Genomic DNA, 18,036 nt, shown 5'->3' with positions numbered 1-18,036 from the left:
CGGCTCGGTCCGCACGAAGACGGCCGGTGACATCCCCGCGGGGACGTCACCGGCCGTCGTCGTTCTGGCAGACTTCGGCCCATGACCGACATCACCTCCACCCCCGCGACCTCCGTCGCCGACGATCCCCTGGCCTTCTACGTCCGCCTCGGTGAGCCCACCGTGGACGCCGACGGCGTCCGCACCTCCCGCGTGCGCTCCACCGTGCACGCCCAGGGCGCATGGCGGCAGGAGGAGATGCACATGGCCGCCGTCTCGGGCCTGCTGCTGCACGAGGTGGCTGCGCACGAGACCACCCCCGGGCTGCGGGTGGGACGGCTCTCCTACGACATCCTGGGCACGCTCTGGTCGGGCGAGCTCGAGGTGGTCACGCGCACCCTGCGTCCGGGCCGCACCATCGAGCTCGTCGAGTCCGTGCTCCACGCCCGGGGCCGCACCGTGCTGACCCTGCGGGCCTGGCTGCTGTCCACCTCGGACACCTCCGCCGTCGCCCAGCTGCCGGACGAGCCCCTCCCGCCGCGCTCGCAGGCGCAGTCGCACAACGCGCTCCACGGATGGGGAGGCGGGTACATCGCCTCCCTCGACGGCGTCGTCCTGCCCGGCCACGGGCCGGGCCACGGCCGGGTGTGGCTCACCACGGACCGCGAGATGGTGGCGGGGGAGAGCACGAGCGACCTGGTGCGCCTGATCAGCCTCACCGATGCGGCCAACGGGATCGCCCCCGCCCTGCCGGCGAAGCCGGGCGGGTGGTTCTTCCCCAACGTGGACCTGCAGATCCACCTGTACCGCGAGCCCACCGGCCACTGGCTCGGCCTCGCGGGGCAGGTCACGGTGGGCCCGGACGGCGTGGGCCTGACCAGCACCGTCCTCCACGACGACGACGGCCCCTTCGCCCACGTCGAGCAGACCCTCACCCTGCGCTCCTGGCCGGTCGAGGGCGGCCTGTGAGCCCAGCTCCCCGGCTGCGCTGGGCCGTGCAGGAGCGGACCCTCGGGGCCGCTGAAGACCTCGACTGGGCCATGGGCGAGCTGGCCGTCTTCCGCGCCGCCGCGGCCGAGGGAAGGGCCCTCGACGATCTGATCCGCGTCTACGTGCCCGAACCGACGGTCGCGTTCGGCCAGCGCGACGCGCGGCTGCCCGGTTTCGCGGCCGCGGCTGCGGCGGCCCGGGCCCACGGCTTCGCGCCGGTGGTGCGCCGGGCCGGCGGGCGGGCGGCGGCCTACCATCACGGCTGCCTGGTGGTGGACCACCTGAGCCAGCAGGAGGACGCGGCACTCACCCAGCAGGCCCGGTTCGCCGAGTTCGCCGACCTGTTCGTGCGGGCGTTCGCGCGCATGGACGTGCCCGCCTCCGTGGGCGAGATCCCGGGGGAGTACTGCCCGGGTGAGTTCTCCGTGCAGGGTCCTGCGCCGACCTACCCGGTGAAGCTGGCCGGCTCCGCGCAGCGCGTGGTGAAGGGGGCGTTCCTGTTCTCCACCCACGTGGTGGTGTCCGACCCCGCCCCGCTGCGGGCCGTGCTCGTCGACGTCTACCGGGAGCTCGGCCTGGACATGGACCCCCGCACGGCGGGCGCGGCCGAGGACGTGCGTCCCGGGGTGAGCGTCCCCGCGTTCGCCGTGGCCCTGCGGGAGGAGTACACGGCGTGGGCCGCCGCCGCCGGGCTCGAGGTCGTGGACGAGCAGCTCGCCGTCCTCGGCGCGGGCACCGCCGGCTGAGGGCACGGGCGGCCCGGCTGCGGGCGGCCCGTCAGGCCGTGAGATCCGCGATGATCTCCCGCTTGCGTCGCGGGGTGAAGCCGGCCGCCACGGCCGCCGCCCGGCGCGCCGCGTCCGTCCGGTACAGGGACCAGCCCCGCTGCACGAGGAACGGCACGGGCTTGCGACGCTCGGCGACATCGCGCACGAACCGGCGGGCCGCCGTCGTGGTCCGCGCCTGGTCGATGTACCAGGCCGCGTAGCGGACTCCGGCCCGGTCCAGGGCGGCGGGCATGCGCTCGGCGAAGATGCCCTCCGCCACGATCACCCCGCCCGGCTCGAGCGCGACGGTGCTGTGCCCGCGGACGGAGGACGTGGAGATGTCGTAGTCGGGCACGCGCGTGGCGCCCTCTTCGAGCAGTTCGACGACGGCGTCCACCGCCGCCTGCTCATCCCATGTTCCGGGGTGGTCCCAGTCGATCTCGCCGTACGGGGTGCGCGGGAACGCGGGGCCGGGCCCGCCCGCGGCGCCGTCGTCGGACTGCGGACGGTAGAAGGCATCGAGCGAGAGGTGGGGCCGGCCGTGCCGCCGGGCCAGGTAGGACTTGCCGGAGCCCGACGCGCCGCCGAGCAGGATCACGGAGGGAGGGGGCGAGGCGGGGAGGATGGTCACGGGGGACCATTCTTCCCCACCTCGGCGCGTCCTCAGTGGCCGCGGTCGATCCACTCCTGCAGGTGCGGCCTCTCCGTGCCGATCGTGGTGGAGTCGCCGTGGCCGGTGTGGACCACGGTGGCCTCCGGCAGCGGGAGCAGGCGCTCGCGGATGGATTCGATGATCGTGTCGAAGTCCGAGTACGAGCGGCCGGTGGCGCCGGGCCCGCCCTGGAACAGGGTGTCGCCGGAGAACACGACGCCGGTCGGGGCGCCGTCGTCGCCGGCCTCGCCCAGGGCGGGGGCGTACAGGCAGACCGAGCCGGGGGAGTGGCCGGGGGTGTGCAGCACCCGCAGCTCGACGCCGGCCACGCGCAGGACGTCGCCCTCGGCGAGCGCGCCGTCGGGCTCCTCGTCGGGGAAGACGTCGTCCCAGAGCATGCGGTCTGCGGGGTGGAGCAGCACGGGGGCGTCCACCATCTGGCGGAACTCCTGGACCTGGCGGATGTGGTCGTCGTGGCCGTGGGTGAGGACGATGGCCAGCACCTGGCGGCCGTTCACCTTCTTCCAGACGGCCGAGGCGTCATGGGCCGGGTCGATGACGACGCACTGCTCCGCGCCGCCGACGATCCACACGTTGTTGTCCACGTCGAACGTCTCCCCGTCCAGGGAGAACGTGCCAGAGGTGACCAGGTGATCGATGCGCGCCATCAGAGCACCACCACCGAGCGCAGGACGTCGCCGGACTTCATCGTCTCGAAGGCCTCGTTCACCTCGTCGAGGGCGATGGTCTCCGTGACGAACTCGTCCAGCGGCAGGCGGCCCAGGCGGTACTGGTCCACGAGCATCGGGAAGTCGCGCTCCGGCAGGCAGTCGCCGTACCACGAGGACTTCAGCGCGCCGCCGCGGCCGAACACCTCCGGCAGGGGCAGCTTCAGCTCCATGCCGGGGGTGGGCACGCCCACCAGGACGACGCGGCCGGCCAGGTCCCGGGCGTAGAACGCCTGCTCGTAGGTCTCCGGGCGGCCGACCGCCTCGATGACCACGTCGGCACCGAAGCCGCCGGTCGCCGCGCGGATGGCCTCCACGGGGTCCTCGTCCTTCGAGTTCACGGTGTGGGTGGCGCCGAGCTCCTCAGCCTTGGCGAGCTTCTTGGCGTCGATGTCCACCGCGATGATCGTGGTGGCGCCGGCGAGCTTCGCCCCGGCGATCGTGGCCACGCCGACGCCGCCGCAGCCGATCACGGCCACGGACTCGCCGCGCTTGACCTCGCCGGTGTTGATGGCCGCGCCGATGCCGGCCATGATCCCGCAGCCGAGCAGGCCGACCGCGGCCTGTTCCTCGGGCGTGTCGACGCCGTCGACCTGGGTGCACTGCTTGGCGTGGACGAGCGTCTTGTCCGCGAACGCCCCGATGCCCAGGGCCGGGGACAGCTCCGTGCCGTCCTCCAGGGTCATCTTCTGGGTCGCGTTGTGGGTGTTGAAGCAGTACTTCGGTTCGCCCTTCCGGCACGCGCGGCACTCGCCGCACACGGCGCGCCAGTTGAGGATCACGGTGTCGCCGACCTTGACGTGGTCGACGCCCTCGCCGATCGCGGAGACCACACCCGTGGCCTCGTGGCCGAGCAGGTACGGGTACTCGTCGCCGATCCCGCCCTGCTGGTAGTGCAGATCCGTGTGGCAGACGCCGCAGGTCTTGATGTCGACGACGGCCTCGCCGGGTCCCGGATCGGGGATGACGATGGTCTCGATGGTGACGGGGGCGTCCTTCGCCATGGCGACGACGCCGCGGACCTTTTGGGACACGTTGTTCCTCCTGGTGGTGGGGATCTGCCCGATGCCGCGCATGCGTGGGGCGGCGCGACGTGCGGGCTCGTTCTGCCCATCCCATCACAGGTGTCTGTGCGACGCATCGGTGAGCAGCCGGGGGGCCTGGTGTGTGGTGTCGCCGCGGCGGCCGGGGGAGACTGCAACCTGACCCGCAGCACCGATGTGAACGGAGGGGCGAACCGTGGCAGGACAGGGCAGAGACGAGGACGAGGCGTACGAAGCTCCGGAGGCTCCAGCCGGGGCTCCGGCCGGTGCCCGGAACGGCACCGGGGCGCTCGCTCAGTGGCGCATCCCACTGGTGGGGCTGCTGATCGGCGTCGGCCTGGGGGTGGTGTTCGGACTGGGCACCGAAAGGCCCTGGGGCACTGTGCTCGGCTGCGCGATGATGGGCTTCGCCCTCGGCATCGCGTGGATGTATGTCGAGCGTGGCCGGGACGGGAGGGATCGCTGACGTGTGCGGCCGCTACGTGATGGCCCGCGCCACGAGCGACCTGGTGGCCCTGGGCGATGCCGAGACGAATGAGGAGCTGGTGCTGCGCCAGAGCTGGAACGTGGCGCCGACAGCCGAGGTGCCGATCCTCGTGGCGCATGCGGACGACGGCGGTGCCGGGGTGACCCGGCGGATCCACGTGGCCCGCTGGGGCCTGGTGCCGCCGTGGGCGAAGGGGCTGTCCGTGGGGTCCCGTGTGTTCAACGCGCGCTCGGAGACCGTGGCCTCCAAGCCGACGTTCCGGGCCGCCGTCCGCGCCCGCCGCTGCGCCGTACCGGCGGAGGGCTACTACGAGTGGAAGACGCCGGAGCCTGGCGCCGAGGGTCCCGACGGGCGGGCCGCGAAGAAGCAGCCCTACTACGTGCACCCGGCCGGGGCCGGGGACGGCGAGGGGCCGGTCATCTGGTTCGCCGGCCTGTACGAGTGGTGGCAGGACCCCGAGGCGAAGGCCGCGGGGGAGGACGCCTGGGTCCTCTCGACGACGATCCTCACCATGGCCGCGCCCGACGCGGACGACGACGATCCGGTGCTCGCCGCACTCGGCCAGCTGCACGACCGGCTGCCCGTGCCCATGGACGCCGAGACGATGGACCGGTGGCTCACCCCGGACACGCTCGGGTCCGCCGAAGAAGCCGACGCCCTCGTGGGCCAGGTGTGCGCCCGCGCGTACGACGTCGCGGCGGGCTGGTCGCTGCGGCCCGTGGAGGGCGCCGTGGGGAACGTCCGGAACAACGGGCCGGAGTTGATCCAGGAGATGAGAGAGCAGCAGGGCACGCTGCTCTGAGGGACGGGGCGACGACGGTGATCGGCCCGTGAGACGCGGGAGCGCGGTGCCGCGGCATCGTGATCGGATCGAGACGGATCCGAGACCGTTCTGAACTCCCCCTGAGAATGGGCTCTGCGTAGCGTGGGTGTCACCGGGCCGGTATGAGCGCCGCATCTTTCGGAGGGGTGCCACGGCGAGGCCGGAGACGGCCATCTCCTGTTCGCCCTGTCCGTGGACGGCACCCCGGTGGCCGCCGCCCTCTACGATGAGGCCGCCGGCACTCCGGAGGGCAACAGAGGCCCCTCTGCCGGGCTCGTCTACGCGTGGGGGGAGCACAGCCTGGCCGACCCCGTGTTCGGGGACAACCCCGAGTGGTTCTTCACGCTGGAGCACGCCGAGTCGGGCGTGCTGCTGCCGTTCCGGTCCGAAGGCCTGGGCGACGACGCGGCGGTCGCGGAACTCTCGTGGGGTCCGCGCTGGGGTGCCCTCTGGCGCGACACCACGGTGGACTCCTTCACCGGGTTTCACTACCTCGCCGACGCGACATACCCGACCGACGACCGCCTCGTCCTCGACTGGTCGCTGGACGGGATGACCAAGAGTGAGGACGTCATCATCACCCAGGACGCGGCGCGGTCCGACGTCTTCGCGCTCGTCGAGTTGCTCGCGGACGGGCAGAAGCCTTGGGCCCTGAACGTGCCGGCGGGGGAGGACGCCCCGTCTCCCGGCGAGGCGGACCCGGTGCCGCCCGCCGAGCAGGAGCCCGTCGACACTCCGGCTCCCGTGGCCGGGGAGGAACCGGGGGAGGGAACGGGCGGGGAGGAGACCCACACGACCCCGGACACGGTCGAGACCGGGCGTGAGGTTCGGCGGGCGCGCTCGGAGCGCTCGCGGCCCTCGGCGCGGGACTCGTGCTCATGGCCCGGGGGCGGGTGCGCCGGGTCTGACACACCCGGCCGACGAGGGGGCCGCGGGGCGGTGGACGGGAGACCGTCGGCCGCCCCGCGGTCTGTGCTCAGCCGGCCGGAGCGGATTCGATGGGGCCGGTGCAGCCCCAGGCTGAGGAGTCGACGCTGCAGTCATCGGCGACATTGCGGGTGATGGTGCGCCAGATATTCGCGGTGACAGGGGCCGAGTCGAGGCTGATGGTGCCCGGGATGAGCACCCACTCGCCCCCGGCCTCCCGGTATTCGCCGATGTACACGGTGGTGAGGCGGACCGTGTACTGCCCGGTGTCCTCGTACACGTGGCTCGTGGGGGTGGGGACGTTGAACTCCGGCTGGCTCTGGCCTGCGACCGAGGTGGTCTTGGTGGGGGACCCATCCCCGTAATCCCAGTGGAAGCTCACCGGCGTGGCGCGGAGTTCGACCTCGACCCCGTTGAGGGTGGTGACGAGCGTGCGCGTCTCGGCGTCTGCGTAGAAGTTCGTCTCCGCATTGCGGATCCCGCGTCCGCCATTGTCCGACCGGATCTCAGGCTCCAGCACGAGGAGCGTGCGGACCTCGTCGATGGAGACGGGCGGGGCGCCGTTGCTGGAGGCCTTGGCCGTCCAACATTTGGGGGCGCCATAGACGGGATTCGCATCAGGTTGACGGGTGTCTATGGTCTGCGCCCGGATCCATGAACCCTCGGGGCAGAAGTTGTCCTCCTGCTCTCGGCAGCTCTCGAAATCCGGATTGCCCAGCTGCCCTGAGAAGCATGCACTGACCGTCTTGTGCTCTAGGTGGGAGTCTCTGCCAGAGTCTCGACTCCTGCTCCCCGCGGTCACAGCACTTTTGCGATCAGGCCTTTTTTCATTACGACAGTGAGACGTTCCATTAAAAGAGTCTGATCGAGCGGAATAATTGATATTCGTTGATTTGCAGGTGGCGGAGGAAGGCGAAGTGACAGCCCAGGCGCCTGTCGCTCCGACACTAGCTAGCGTGATAGCCGCTGCCATAGCAATCAGTGTCTGGTGCTTCATTGAGACGGGTCTCCACCCTCGTAGGTCATTTCATCAATCACCCAGCGGCCGTTGTTGGTGTCGTAGGAGACCTCTACTAGCCAGGGCTGCTTCGACGCATGTGCGACTCGGGCGTCCTCTGGAATGGAGCCATCACTGGAATACCCGGTCCCGTCTTCAGTTGTGATGAGCAACGTCGAGATGTACCCGTTCTCCGACTGTGCAGTGAGCATCGAGTCAATTCGAGGTTCCGTGCCGGTGTACCAGCCACCATCCTTATAAATTCCATCAATGCTGTCGCTACGGACCGAACAGAACTCGCAATACTCGCTGTAGAGAGAGTCGAGGAGTTCCGTGTCTCCGGTCTGCTCGGCGTAGTAGTGCGCGTCCCAGAAATAGCGAATCGCCGCCTCGGCGCCCTCCTTGGTCTCTTCCTTCATGGCGGCGGGCATCTCTGGCTTGGGCACGTTCCGCGCGGGGCCGTCAGCAGACGCGGGCACGTATTCGCCGGACCTGCTCTCCGTGGCCGTGGGGGATGAGCTGACGCCCGCGGTCTCGCTCGTGCTCGCGGGCGCGGACGTCTCGACGGCGGGCTTGGCGGACGAGGGTGACGTCGTCGACGACTCGGCGGGCTCGGACTGCCCGCCACAGGCGGTCAGTGCGAGCGCCAAGGCCACGCTGAGCGTGCCGGCCTGGGCGAATCGGTGGCGGCGCAGGGCGCGCCCGGGTGCGGTGAGAGACATTTCCCCTCCAACTGGACGTCCGTCGTGTGTCCGCGCCTCCCGCGCTGATCCCGCAGCGCGGTGCCCGTGGCATGCGAGGCCCGGTTGGTTCGGAGTATACGCAGGCGGATTGTGGTCCTGCTCGCATTGTCCACAGGACCGTGCCGGCGCACTTCTTCCGGCCCAAGAGACGATTTTCTCGTGCATGTGCGCCCCAGGGTCGGGTCGAGGTCCGCGGTCAGGACTCGGTCCCTCCCATCCCGGGGGCCATGCGTCCTTAACGTGTCCGGCGGCCGCCCTACGTTCGCCTCCATCGCATTCGAACACATATTCGAGTACGATCGGGGGTGCGGCCCCACCTTCCCACTTCTTCCCCGCGTCCGGTCCGCCGGACGGGCCGCGCTCCCATCGCCCGACGGCACCCCGTCGTCGGTCCGGTCAGCAGTGCACAGGGAGAGAAGCAGAATGGGAGTCCTCACACAGTCGGTGGCGGTGGAGTGCGGGGCAGACGGCACCCCGCAGGGGCTGCGCTGGAACGGGCGGGACTACGTCCTCGCAGAGCGCCCCGTGCGCTGGTTCGAGCGGCGCCGCTGGTGGGCGGAGGAGGTCCGCGCGGAGAAGGGCCGCGGCGCCGGTCTCGTCGACCACGAGATGTGGCGGCTGCAGGTCCGCCTGGCCCGGGCCGGCGCCGCGCCCCTGCAGACCCTCGACGTCGCCCACCACCTGGACTCCGGCCGGTGGCGGCTCGTGCGCGTCCACGAGCACGCCCAGGACCTGAGGCGGTCGGCATGAGCCGGGCCACCGCGGCCGGACGCACCGCCGCACCCTTCGCCCACCTGCACGTCGCCTCCGCGTTCAGCGCCCACTACGGGGTCAGCTGGCCCGAGGACCTCGTGGCCGCCGCCGCGGCCGCGGACATGGACCTGCTGGCCTGCACCGACCGGGACGGGCTCTACGGCATGGCCAAGCACGTGGGCGCCTGCCTGCGCCACGGCATCACCCCGATCGTGGGCGTGGACCTGGCCGTCCGGTGGAGCGAGGACGAGAACGCCGGCCGCGTGGTCGTGCTCGCCCGAGGAGGCTGTCATGGCTCCGGCTACCGCTCCCTGTGCGAGCTCGTCTCCGCCGCCCACGCCCGCACCACCGGGGGAGCGGCAGGCGGCAGCCCGTGGGCCAGCGTCGCCGAGCTCGCCGCCGCGGCGGCCGGCCGGGTCCCCACCGCCGCCAACCGAGACAACCCGCCCACCCCCGAGCTGTTCGTCCTCCTCGGCCCGGACTCGGACGTCGGCCGCCACCTGGCCCGCCGCCGGTACGCGGCCGGCCTCGCCGCCCTGCGCCGCTGGAAGGCGGCCCTGCCCGCAGGCAGCCCCCACGCCGACGTCGTCACCCACCTCTCCGCCCCCGGCCGCCGCCTCGACACCGGGCACGCCGTGAAGACCCTCCGCGCCGCCCGCCAGGCCCGCATCCCCGCCGTCCTGACCAACGCCGTGCGCTACGCGGCCCCGGACGGTGCCGCCACCGCGGACGTCCTCGACGCCGTCCGTGCCCTCAGCTCCCTCGACGCCCTCCACGACCTGCAGCCCAACGGACAGGGCTGGCTCAAGTCCACCGCCGCCATGCACCGCATCGCCCACGAGGTCGCCTTCGCCGCCGACGACCGCCCCGCCCCCCTGCTCGAGGCCACCCGCCGCCTCGCCGAGGCCTGCGCACTCGACCCCGAGACCGACCTCGGCTGGGGCGTGCCCCGCGTCCCCGAGGCCGCCGTCATCGGCATCGACGGCCCCCCGGAGCACGTGCTGCGCGAGCGCACCCGCACCGGCCTCCTCGCCCGCTACCCCCACCTCCACACCGGGGGAGGCCTCCCCGGCACCAGCCAGGCGGCCCGAGACCTGCAGGACCGCGCCGAGCACGAGCTCGGCATCATCACCCGACTCGGCTTCTCCTCCTACTTCCTCACCGTGGCCGCCGTCGTCGACCTCATCGAGGGCATGGGCATCCGCGTGGCCGCCCGCGGCTCCGGCGCCTCCTCCCTCGTCAACCACGCCCTGCGCATCTCCCATGTCGACCCCATGGCCAACGGCCTGATCATGGAGCGCTTCCTCTCCACCGACCGCTCCACCCTCCCGGACATCGACATCGACGTGGAGTCCGCCCGCCGCCACGAGATCTACCGCGCCGTCGTCGATCGCTTCGGCGCCGAGCGCACCACCCTCATGAGCATGCAGAACGCCTACCGGGCCCGCGGCGCCGTCCGCGACGCCGGCCTCGCCCTCGGCATGCCCGAACCCGAGGTGGACGCCATCGCCAAGCAGCTCTGGCGCTTCTCCGCCTCGAACTTCCGCGAGGCACTCCAGCGCATGCCCGAACTCGGCGGCCTCTCCCGCCGCATCGAGTCCGGCCGCGCCGAGGGCGACCGCCAGCTGGACCTGCTCGTCGACCTCACCGAACGCCTCGACCGCCTGCCCCGCCACATCTCCATGCACCCCTGCGGCGTCATCCTCGGCGACGCCACCCTGCTGCACCGCACCCCCGTCCAGCCCTCCGGCATGGGCCTGCCCATGAGCCAGTTCGACAAGCACGACATGGACCCCATGGGCTTCCTCAAGCTCGACATCCTCGGCGTGCGCATGCAGTCCGCCATCGCCTACACGATCGCCGAGGTCGAACGCACCACGGGCGAGCGCATCGACCTCGAACAGGTGCCCCTCGACGACCCCGCCACCTACGCGATGATCCGCACCACCCACACCCTCGGCTGCTTCCAGATCGAGTCCCCGGGCCAGCGCGAACTCGTCGGCAAACTCGCCCCCCGCGAGTTCAACGACCTCACCGTGGACATCTCCCTCTTCCGCCCCGGCCCCATGCAGTCCGACATGGTCCGACCCTTCCTCGAACAGCGGCACGGCTGGGCACCCGCCCACTACCCGCACCCCGACCTGCGGCCCGTCCTCGCCGAGACCCACGGGGTCACCGTCTTCCACGAACAGGTCCTACGCACCATGGACGTCATGACCGGCTGCGGACTGGCCCGCGCCGACGAGCACCGCCGCCTCCTCGGCGGCCCGCAGGAACACCTCGTCGAAGAGGCCTTCCGCACCGGCGCCCTCGCCCGCGGCTACTCCCTCGAAGTCATCGACGAGGTCTGGGCCACCCTCTCCGCCTTCGGCTCCTTCGGCTTCTGCAAGGCCCACGGCGCCGCCTTCGCCGTCCCCACCTACCACTCCGCCTGGCTCAAGACCCACCACCCCGCCGCCTTCATGGCCGCCATCCTCGAACACGACCCCGGCATGTACCCCGCCCGCCTCATGGTCGCCGAGGCCCGCCGCATGGGCATCCCCGTCCTCCCCGTGGACGTCAACGCCTCCTCCCGCCACGTCCACGTCGAGTGGGTCCCCGCCCACCCCGAGATCGACGACGGCGCCCCCGGCCGCTGGGGCATCCGCCTGCCCCTCACCAGCCTCTCCGGACTCAGCGAAGCCGAGACCGACCGCCTCGACGCCGGCCGTCCCTACCGCTCCCTCGCCGACGTCCGCGACCGCGCCCGCCCCACCGCCCGCAACCTCGAACGCCTCGCCCAGCTCGGCGCCCTCGACTGCCTCCTCCCACCCGGCGGCGCCTCCCGCACCGACCTCGTCCACCACCTCGAACTCCAGCACTCCACCACCCGCGGCACCGCCCCCGGCCGCACCGCCCCGCGCTCGCGGTCCGCCCGTCCACGGCAGGTGGAGGGCCAGCTGGCCCTGGACCTGCCGGACACCGAGCTCACCGCCCTCGCCCCGCTCTTCCCGGACCCGGGCCCGGCCGCCCGGGTCCGCACCGAGCTGGAGCTCACCGCCCTGGACGTCACCGCCCACCTCATGGACTCCCACGCCCCGTACCTGGACGCGCTCGGCGTCACCCGGGCGAAGGACCTGCTCGGGCTGCGCACGCAGTCCCGGGTGCTCGTGGCAGGGGTGCGCGTGGCCACCCAGACCCCGCCCATGCGCAGCGGCAAGCGGGTGGTGTTCCTCTCCGTGGACGACGGCACCGGCTGCGTGGACGCCTCCTTCTTCACCGAGGCCCAGCACGCCTCCGGGGAGATGCTCTTCTCCGCCCGCCTCCTGCTGATCGAGGGCACCGTCCGGCGCACCGGCGACCGGGCCGTGTCCGTCCAGGCCGTGCGCGCCTGGGACCTGCACCGGCCCGAGACGCTCCCGGACCCCGACTACCTGGACGCCACCCGGCAGCAGTGGCGGGACTGGCTCGCGGCGGACCGCCGAGCCGCCGCCGCGCGCCGCAGCGGCCGGGCGGGCACCGGAGCGCAGCCCCTGCCGGACATCCCGCACCACGGCACGGGCGGCTGGCCCGTGAAGGTGCGCACCGACGTCGGGCCGGCCGGCGGGGCCCGCCCCGGCCGCACGGCACCCGATCGGCCCGCTCCGGAGCACACCCCGATCCCGGTGCCCCACCCGGAGACGTGGGAGCTGCTGCCCACCCCGGACAGATGAGACCGTCCGCCTCCGTGCCCCGCCGTCCGGCCGCGCCCCTAGAATGGGACGCGGCCGACGGTGGCCCCCGTACGCCACCGATCCCGAAGCCAGACCTCGAAGGAGCACCGTGTCGGAGCCGAAGAACATCCTGCTGACCGTGGACGGAGAGCTGCGGGAGGTGACGCACGGCACCACCGGCCTCGACCTCTTCCGCGAGAAGCCGACCACCGCCGTCATGCGGGTGGACGGCCTGCTCTGGGACCTGGCCCGGGAGATCCCTGCCGGCGCGTCCGTCGAAGCGGTGGACATCACGGAGCCCGAGGGCCTCGAGGTGCTGCGGCACTCCACCGCCCACGTGATGGCCCAGGCCGTGCAGCAGCTGCGCCCGGGCGCCAAGCTCGGCATCGGCCCGTACATCACGGACGGCTTCTACTTCGACTTCGACGTCGACGAGCCCTTCACCCCCGAGGACCTCAAGCAGATCTCCTCGCTCATGCAGAAGATCGTGAAGTCCGGCCAGACCTTCCGCCGCCGCGTCGTGGACGAGGAGACCGCCCGCGCCGAGATGGCGGACGAGCCCTACAAGCTCGAGCTGCTCGGCAAGAAGGATGCCGCGGACACCGCCGGCGAGGGCGCCTCCGTGGAGGTCGGGGCCGGGGAGATCACCATCTACGACAACGTGGACCGCAAGACCGGCGACGCCGTGTGGTGCGACCTCTGCCGCGGCCCGCACCTGCCCTCCACCAAGCTCATCGGCAACGGCTTCGCGCTCACCCGCTCCGCCGCCGCCTACTGGCTCGGCAACGAGAAGAACAAGCAGCTGCAGCGCATCTACGGCACCGCCTGGGCCAGCAAGGACGACCTCAAGGCCTACCAGGAGCGCCTCGCCGAGGCCGAGCGCCGCGACCACCGCAAGCTCGGCGCCGAGCTGGATCTCTTCTCCTTCCCGGACGAGCTCGGCTCCGGCCTGCCCGTGTTCCACCCGCGCGGCGGCATCATCCGCAAGGAGATGGAGGACTACTCCCGTCGGCGCCACACCGAGGCCGGCTACGAGTTCGTCTACACCCCGCACATCACCAAGCAGCACCTCTACGAGGTGTCCGGCCACCTCGACTGGTACGCGGACGGCATGTTCCCGCCCATGCACATCGACGAGGTCCGTGATCCCGAGACCGGCGAGATCACGCGCCAGGGGCAGAACTACTACCTCAAGCCGATGAACTGCCCCATGCACAACCTGATCTACCGCTCCCGCGGCCGGTCCTACCGTGAGCTGCCGCTGCGGCTGTTCGAGTTCGGCTCCGTGTACCGGTACGAGAAGTCCGGCGTGGTCCACGGGCTCACGCGCGTGCGCGGCATGACCCAGGACGACGCCCACATCTACTGCACCCGCGAGCAGATGAAGGAGGAGCTGACCACCACGCTCAACTTCGTCCTCGACCTGCTCAAGGACTACGGCCTCAACGACTTCTACCTCGAGCTCTCCACGAAGGACCCGGAGAAGTTCGTCGGCTCCGACGAGATCTGGGAGGAGGCCACCCGCACCCTCGCCGAGGTCGCGGAGGCCTCCGGTCTGCAGCTCGTCCCGGATCCGGGCGGCGCCGCGTTCTACGGCCCGAAGATCTCGGTCCAGGCCCGGGACGCCATCGGCCGCACGTGGCAGATGTCCACCATCCAGCTGGACTTCAACCTGCCCGAGCGCTTCGACCTCGAGTACCAGGCCGCCGACGGCACCCGTCAGCGCCCCGTGATGATCCACCGCGCCCTCTTCGGCTCCATCGAGCGCTTCCTGGGCGTCCTCACCGAGCACTACGCCGGCGCGTTCCCGGCCTGGCTTGCCCCGGAGCAGGTCGTGGCCATCCCGGTGGCCGAGGCATTCAACGACTACCTGGACGACGTCGTCGCGAAGCTGCGTGCCGAGGGGATCCGGGCGCGCCTGGACGACTCCTCGGACCGCTTCCCGAAGAAGATCCGCACCGCGGCCAAGGAGAAGGCGCCGTTCGTGCTGATCGCCGGCGGCGAGGACAGGGAGGCGAACGCCGTGTCCTTCCGCTTCCGCGACGGCACCCAGGACAACGGCGTGCCGGTGGAGGAGGCGATCGAACGCATCGTGAAGGCGGTGCGCGAGCGCGAGGTCACCCCATGACCAGCCCCGGCACCGGCGGATCCGACGCGCGGGCGCAGGCCCGCGCGTCGGCGGACGCCGCCGCCACGGACGGCTTCGAGCTGCCCGGCGCCCCGGACGCCTTCGAGCGGTTCTGGAACGCCCACCGCATGGCGTACGTGTCCAAGGGGACGGGCCAGGTCAAGGACGAGCACACCTGCCCGTTCTGTGCGGCCCCGCAGCGCGACGATGAGGACTCCCTCATCGTCCACCGCGGCCGCACCGCCTACGTGGTGCTGAACCTGTACCCGTACAACCCCGGTCATCTGCTCGTCTGCCCCTACCGCCACGTGCCCCTGTACACGGACACCACCACGGAGGAGGCCGCCGAGATGGCGGAGCTGACCCAGACGGCGATGCTCGCCCTCGGCCAGGCCGCCGGCGCGTCCGGCTACAACCTCGGCATGAACCAGGGGGCGGTGGCCGGCGCCGGGATCGCGGCCCATCTGCACCAGCACGTGGTGCCGCGGTGGACCGGCGACGGCAACTTCCTGCCGATCATCGCTCGGACCAAGAACATGTCGCAGACCCTGGGGGAGACCCGGCAGATCCTCGCGGGCGTCTGGGACCGGGCCGCCCGGGACCACGCCGCGCGCCGGGCGGCCAACGCCCGTGCCGCGGCCGAGCATCCTCGCCCGGGGGCCGGAGACCCCGCCTGATGCTGGACCGTCACGCGCGCGGCGTCACCACCCGCCTGTTCACCCCGGTGGCCCGTACGCTCCTGCGGGCCGGGGTCAGTCCGGACACCGTGACGGTCGTCGGCACACTCGGCGTGAGCCTGGGCGCGCTCGTGCTCTTCCCCCTGGGGCACCTGTTCTGGGGCACGCTCTTCATCACCGCGTTCGTGTTCTCGGACCTGGTGGACGGGATCATGGCGCGCGAGGCCGGGTCCACCGGCCGCTGGGGCGCGTTCCTCGACTCCACCCTGGACCGCGTGCAGGACGCGGCCGTGTTCCTCGGGCTGTGCCTGTGGGGCTTCGGCGTCGGCGCCGCACCCGCGGTCGGCGCGCTCTCCGGGGCCTGCCTGGCCCTGGGCATGCTCGTCTCCTACGTGCGCGCCAAGGCGGAGGCCCTCGGCTGGGACGCGCACGTGGGCATCGCCGAGCGCGCCGAACGGCTCGTGGCCACCCTCGTGGTCGCCGGCCTCACCGGCCTCGGTCTGCCCCCGGTCGTCCTGGCCGTCACCTTGGGGCTGCTCGCCGCAGCCTCCCTGGTCACCGTCGGCCAGCGCATGGCTGTGGTGCGCCGCCAGGCGCGCGACGACGTCTGACCGGCCCGGCCGCAGGACCCGCCCGTCAGTCCGCCGCGATCTCCGCGACGACGGCGCCCGTCACCTGCACGAGGTCGGCGGGCGCGATCTCCACATCCAGGCCGCGTTGCCCGCCGGAGACGTACATGAGCTCCGCGTCGAGGGCGGAGGAGTCCAGGACGACGGGGTGGGGCCGGCGCTGGCCCAGGGGAGAGACGCCGCCCCGCACGTAGCCGGTCCGGCGTTCGACGACGGCCAGATCGGCCAGGGCGAGTCGCTTGACGCCCAGCACCGCGGCGGCGGCCCGCAGGTCCAGCTGACCGGACACGGGCACCACGCACGCGGCGAGCGCGCCGTCGGGGTCCGCCACCATCAGCGTCTTGAACAGTCGGTCGGCGGGCACGCTGAGCGCCCGGGCGACCTGGACGCCGAACCGCTCGCCGCCGGCGTCGAGGGCCACGTCGAAGGTGTGCAGCCGGTACGGGACCCCGGCGGCCTCGAGGGCGGCGACGGCCGGTGTGGCCGCCCCGTGCCGGGCGCTGCGATCCTTCTTGCGCTGGCCCACGGCGGACTCAGGCGATCCCGGCCTGCTCGCGCACGTTGCGCTTGATGCGGCCGAGCATGGCGGACATTCCGCGCAGGCGCAGGGGGGTGAGGGCCTTGGCCAGACCGAGGCGGGTGGGGATGTCCTCGGGCACGTCCAGGACCTCGAGGGCGCTCAGCCCGTCCAGGCCCTGGGTGAGCACGGAGGCGAAACCGCGCGTGGTGGGCGCCTCCGGGGGAGCGGTGATGAAGAGGCGGACCGGGGCCTGCGGACCGGGCTCACCCTCGAGCTCCACGGCCAGGAACAGCGGGGTCTGACACTCCACGACCTGCTCCATCTCGGCCTCGTGGCCGTCGTAGCGCTCCGGCAGCGCCGGCAGCTCGTCCGAGAATTCCAGCAGCAGCTCGAGCTTCTCGGGATCGGGCACCCCGGCGAAGTCGTCGATGATCTCGGCCAGGGCGGCGGGCACGGCGTGGTTCTCGGTCATGGTGTCCCAGTCTAGTGATCCACGCCGTGCCGGGGGCTCAGCGCGCGGGGGCCTCGCCCGGCTCTTCGCCGACGGCGATCGGCAGGCGCACGGCGTTGCCCCACTCGGTCCAGGAGCCGTCGTAGTTGCGGACGTCCTCGTGGCCGAGCAGGTACTTGAGCACGAACCAGGTGTGGGAGGACCGCTCGCCGATGCGGCAGTAGGCGATCACGTCGTCACCCTCCTGCAGCCCGGCGCCGGCGCGATAGACCTGCTCCAGCTCGGCGCGGGACTTGAAGGTGCCGTCCTCGTTGGCCGCGGACGCCCACGGCACGGACGCCGCCGTGGGGATGTGGCCGCCGCGCAGGGTGCCCTCCTGCGGGTAGCCGGCCATGTGCGTGGTCTCGCCCGTGTACTCGGGACGGGAGCGGACGTCGATCAGCGGGGTGGTCCCGATGGCCTGCAGGACGTCCTCGCGGGCGGCACGATCTGTGTGGTCGTCGCGCTCGATCACCGGGTACTCGGCGCGGGCCACGGTCGGGACCTCGCGGGTGGTCTCGCGTCCCTCCGCGATCCACTTGTCACGGCCGCCGTCCATCAGGCGCAGGTCCTCATGGCCGTAGAGGGTGAACACCCACAGGGCGTAGGCGGCCCACCAGTTGGACTTGTCGCCGTAGAACACCACGGTGGTGTCCCGGGAGATCCCCTTGGAGGCGGCGAACTCGGCGAAGGCCTCGGGGCCGACGAAGTCGCGGGTGACGGGGTCGTTGAGCTCGGTGTGCCAGTCGACGCGTTGGGCGCCGGGGATGTGGCCGGTGGAGTAGAGGAGAGCGTCCTCGTTGGACTCGAGGACCACGACGTCCTCGTCGCCGACATGGTCGGCGACCCACTGCGTGGACACCAGCTTCTCGGGGTGGGCGTACTCGGAGAACTTCGCGGCGGTATCGGTCATGGCACTGCCTTCCTTCGCGTCGGGGCGGGCCCGCACGGGCCCGGGGCGGGCGGCACGACGACGGCGGGTTCCGTGTCCGTGCCCTGCGCGCCAGATTA

At 72.0% G+C, this 18,036-nt stretch carries 18 protein-coding genes; 10 read left to right on the top strand and 8 right to left on the bottom strand.

Features of this window, described 5'->3' with window-relative positions:
* Window positions 1–81 precede the first annotated feature (81 nt).
* Both ABIB16_RS00205 and ABIB16_RS00200 read left to right on the top strand, forming a co-directional pair.
* Window positions 82–948, top strand: a complete 867-nt coding sequence (locus ABIB16_RS00205; protein ID WP_134377148.1) for a thioesterase family protein — start codon at window positions 82–84, stop codon at window positions 946–948.
* Window positions 945–1,715, top strand: coding sequence for a lipoate--protein ligase family protein (locus ABIB16_RS00200; protein ID WP_044659655.1), 771 nt, complete (start codon window positions 945–947; stop codon window positions 1,713–1,715). The genes ABIB16_RS00205 and ABIB16_RS00200 overlap by 4 nt, the downstream gene beginning before the upstream one ends.
* Window positions 1,716–1,746: 31 nt before the next feature.
* Here ABIB16_RS00200 and ABIB16_RS00195 read toward each other — a convergent pair whose 3' ends face one another.
* Genes ABIB16_RS00195 through ABIB16_RS00185 form a run of 3 tightly spaced genes read right to left on the bottom strand, consistent with a single transcriptional unit; the run spans window position 1,747 to window position 4,150 of the window.
* Window positions 1,747–2,367: a uridine kinase family protein gene (locus tag ABIB16_RS00195; protein WP_061867739.1), complete on the bottom strand. Its 621-nt coding sequence runs from the start codon at window positions 2,365–2,367 to the stop codon at window positions 1,747–1,749.
* Between the two features lie 32 nt (window positions 2,368–2,399).
* Window positions 2,400–3,056: an MBL fold metallo-hydrolase gene (locus ABIB16_RS00190; RefSeq protein ID WP_061867738.1), complete on the bottom strand. Its 657-nt coding sequence runs from the start codon at window positions 3,054–3,056 to the stop codon at window positions 2,400–2,402.
* On the bottom strand, window positions 3,056–4,150 hold the full coding sequence (locus ABIB16_RS00185) for an S-(hydroxymethyl)mycothiol dehydrogenase (RefSeq protein ID WP_061867737.1): 1,095 nt from the start codon (window positions 4,148–4,150) through the stop codon (window positions 3,056–3,058). Before ABIB16_RS00185 ends, ABIB16_RS00190 begins: the two co-directional genes overlap by 1 nt.
* Window positions 4,151–4,355: 205 nt before the next feature.
* Between ABIB16_RS00185 and ABIB16_RS00180 the strand changes: the two genes are divergently transcribed.
* From ABIB16_RS00180 to ABIB16_RS00170, 3 genes are all read left to right on the top strand, one after another.
* A complete protein-coding gene (locus ABIB16_RS00180; protein WP_041102747.1) occupies window positions 4,356–4,625 on the top strand; it encodes a hypothetical protein in 270 nt (89 codons plus the stop codon).
* A gap of 1 nt (window position 4,626) precedes the next feature.
* Window positions 4,627–5,448, top strand: coding sequence for an SOS response-associated peptidase (locus tag ABIB16_RS00175; protein WP_354435969.1), 822 nt, complete (start codon window positions 4,627–4,629; stop codon window positions 5,446–5,448).
* A 213-nt stretch (window positions 5,449–5,661) separates the two neighbouring features.
* Window positions 5,662–6,531 (top strand): hypothetical protein, encoded by an 870-nt coding sequence (locus tag ABIB16_RS00170; protein WP_240756356.1) that lies wholly within the window; start codon window positions 5,662–5,664, stop codon window positions 6,529–6,531.
* On the opposite strand, the gene ABIB16_RS00165 is transcribed toward ABIB16_RS00170, so the two are convergent.
* A complete protein-coding gene (locus ABIB16_RS00165) occupies window positions 6,446–6,916 on the bottom strand; it encodes a PKD domain-containing protein (protein WP_004167595.1) in 471 nt (156 codons plus the stop codon). The genes ABIB16_RS00170 and ABIB16_RS00165 overlap by 86 nt on opposite strands.
* A gap of 473 nt (window positions 6,917–7,389) precedes the next feature.
* Window positions 7,390–8,115, bottom strand: coding sequence for a DUF6318 family protein (locus ABIB16_RS00160; RefSeq protein ID WP_354435968.1), 726 nt, complete (start codon window positions 8,113–8,115; stop codon window positions 7,390–7,392).
* 444 nt (window positions 8,116–8,559) lie between these two features.
* On the opposite strand from ABIB16_RS00160, the gene ABIB16_RS00155 reads away from it, so the two are divergent.
* The 5 genes from ABIB16_RS00155 (at window position 8,560) to pgsA (ending at window position 15,997) form a co-directional block, all read left to right on the top strand.
* Window positions 8,560–8,886, top strand: a complete 327-nt coding sequence (locus ABIB16_RS00155) for a DUF6504 family protein (protein WP_036338972.1) — start codon at window positions 8,560–8,562, stop codon at window positions 8,884–8,886.
* Entirely contained in the window at window positions 8,883–12,581 is a 3,699-nt protein-coding gene (locus ABIB16_RS00150; RefSeq protein WP_044659660.1) for a DNA polymerase III subunit alpha, read from the top strand. The genes ABIB16_RS00155 and ABIB16_RS00150 overlap by 4 nt, the downstream gene beginning before the upstream one ends.
* Window positions 12,582–12,690: 109 nt before the next feature.
* Window positions 12,691–14,709, top strand: coding sequence for a threonine--tRNA ligase (gene thrS / locus ABIB16_RS00145; protein ID WP_044659661.1), 2,019 nt, complete (start codon window positions 12,691–12,693; stop codon window positions 14,707–14,709).
* On the top strand, window positions 14,706–15,386 hold the full coding sequence (locus tag ABIB16_RS00140; RefSeq protein WP_044659662.1) for an HIT family protein: 681 nt from the start codon (window positions 14,706–14,708) through the stop codon (window positions 15,384–15,386). The genes thrS and ABIB16_RS00140 overlap by 4 nt, the downstream gene beginning before the upstream one ends.
* On the top strand, window positions 15,386–15,997 hold the full coding sequence (pgsA, locus tag ABIB16_RS00135) for a phosphatidylinositol phosphate synthase (protein ID WP_044659663.1): 612 nt from the start codon (window positions 15,386–15,388) through the stop codon (window positions 15,995–15,997). Before ABIB16_RS00140 ends, pgsA begins: the two co-directional genes overlap by 1 nt.
* Before the next feature lie 25 nt (window positions 15,998–16,022).
* Here the strand turns inward: pgsA and ABIB16_RS00130 are convergent, their stop codons facing one another.
* Genes ABIB16_RS00130 through ABIB16_RS00120 form a run of 3 tightly spaced genes read right to left on the bottom strand, consistent with a single transcriptional unit; the run spans window position 16,023 to window position 17,938 of the window.
* On the bottom strand, window positions 16,023–16,541 hold the full coding sequence (locus tag ABIB16_RS00130) for an aminoacyl-tRNA deacylase (protein ID WP_044659664.1): 519 nt from the start codon (window positions 16,539–16,541) through the stop codon (window positions 16,023–16,025).
* A 7-nt stretch (window positions 16,542–16,548) separates the two neighbouring features.
* A complete protein-coding gene (locus ABIB16_RS00125) occupies window positions 16,549–17,007 on the bottom strand; it encodes a SufE family protein (protein WP_004167585.1) in 459 nt (152 codons plus the stop codon).
* A 37-nt stretch (window positions 17,008–17,044) separates the two neighbouring features.
* A complete protein-coding gene (locus ABIB16_RS00120) occupies window positions 17,045–17,938 on the bottom strand; it encodes a sulfurtransferase (RefSeq protein WP_044659665.1) in 894 nt (297 codons plus the stop codon).
* Window positions 17,939–18,036: the final 98 nt, after the last annotated feature.

The organism is Micrococcus sp. UYEF5 (assembly GCF_040546065.1).
Taxonomy (GTDB): domain Bacteria; phylum Actinomycetota; class Actinomycetes; order Actinomycetales; family Micrococcaceae; genus Micrococcus; species Micrococcus luteus.
This window is presented reverse-complemented; position numbering and strand designations above follow the sequence as displayed.

What these genes read in the sequence shown, in the direction of transcription:
- ABIB16_RS00140 (WP_044659662.1), top strand. Translation starts at nt 14,706, where the DNA reads ATGACCAGCCCCGGCACCGGCGGATCCGACGCGCGGGCGCAGGCCCGC.
- ABIB16_RS00205 (WP_134377148.1), top strand. Translation starts at nt 82, where the DNA reads ATGACCGACATCACCTCCACCCCCGCGACCTCCGTCGCCGACGATCCC.
- ABIB16_RS00155 (WP_036338972.1), top strand. Translation starts at nt 8,560, where the DNA reads ATGGGAGTCCTCACACAGTCGGTGGCGGTGGAGTGCGGGGCAGACGGC.
- pgsA (WP_044659663.1), top strand. Translation starts at nt 15,386, where the DNA reads ATGCTGGACCGTCACGCGCGCGGCGTCACCACCCGCCTGTTCACCCCG.
- ABIB16_RS00120 (WP_044659665.1), bottom strand. Translation starts at nt 17,938, where the DNA reads ATGACCGATACCGCCGCGAAGTTCTCCGAGTACGCCCACCCCGAGAAG.
- ABIB16_RS00125 (WP_004167585.1), bottom strand. Translation starts at nt 17,007, where the DNA reads ATGACCGAGAACCACGCCGTGCCCGCCGCCCTGGCCGAGATCATCGAC.
- ABIB16_RS00150 (WP_044659660.1), top strand. Translation starts at nt 8,883, where the DNA reads ATGAGCCGGGCCACCGCGGCCGGACGCACCGCCGCACCCTTCGCCCAC.
- ABIB16_RS00190 (WP_061867738.1), bottom strand. Translation starts at nt 3,056, where the DNA reads ATGGCGCGCATCGATCACCTGGTCACCTCTGGCACGTTCTCCCTGGAC.
- ABIB16_RS00160 (WP_354435968.1), bottom strand. Translation starts at nt 8,115, where the DNA reads ATGTCTCTCACCGCACCCGGGCGCGCCCTGCGCCGCCACCGATTCGCC.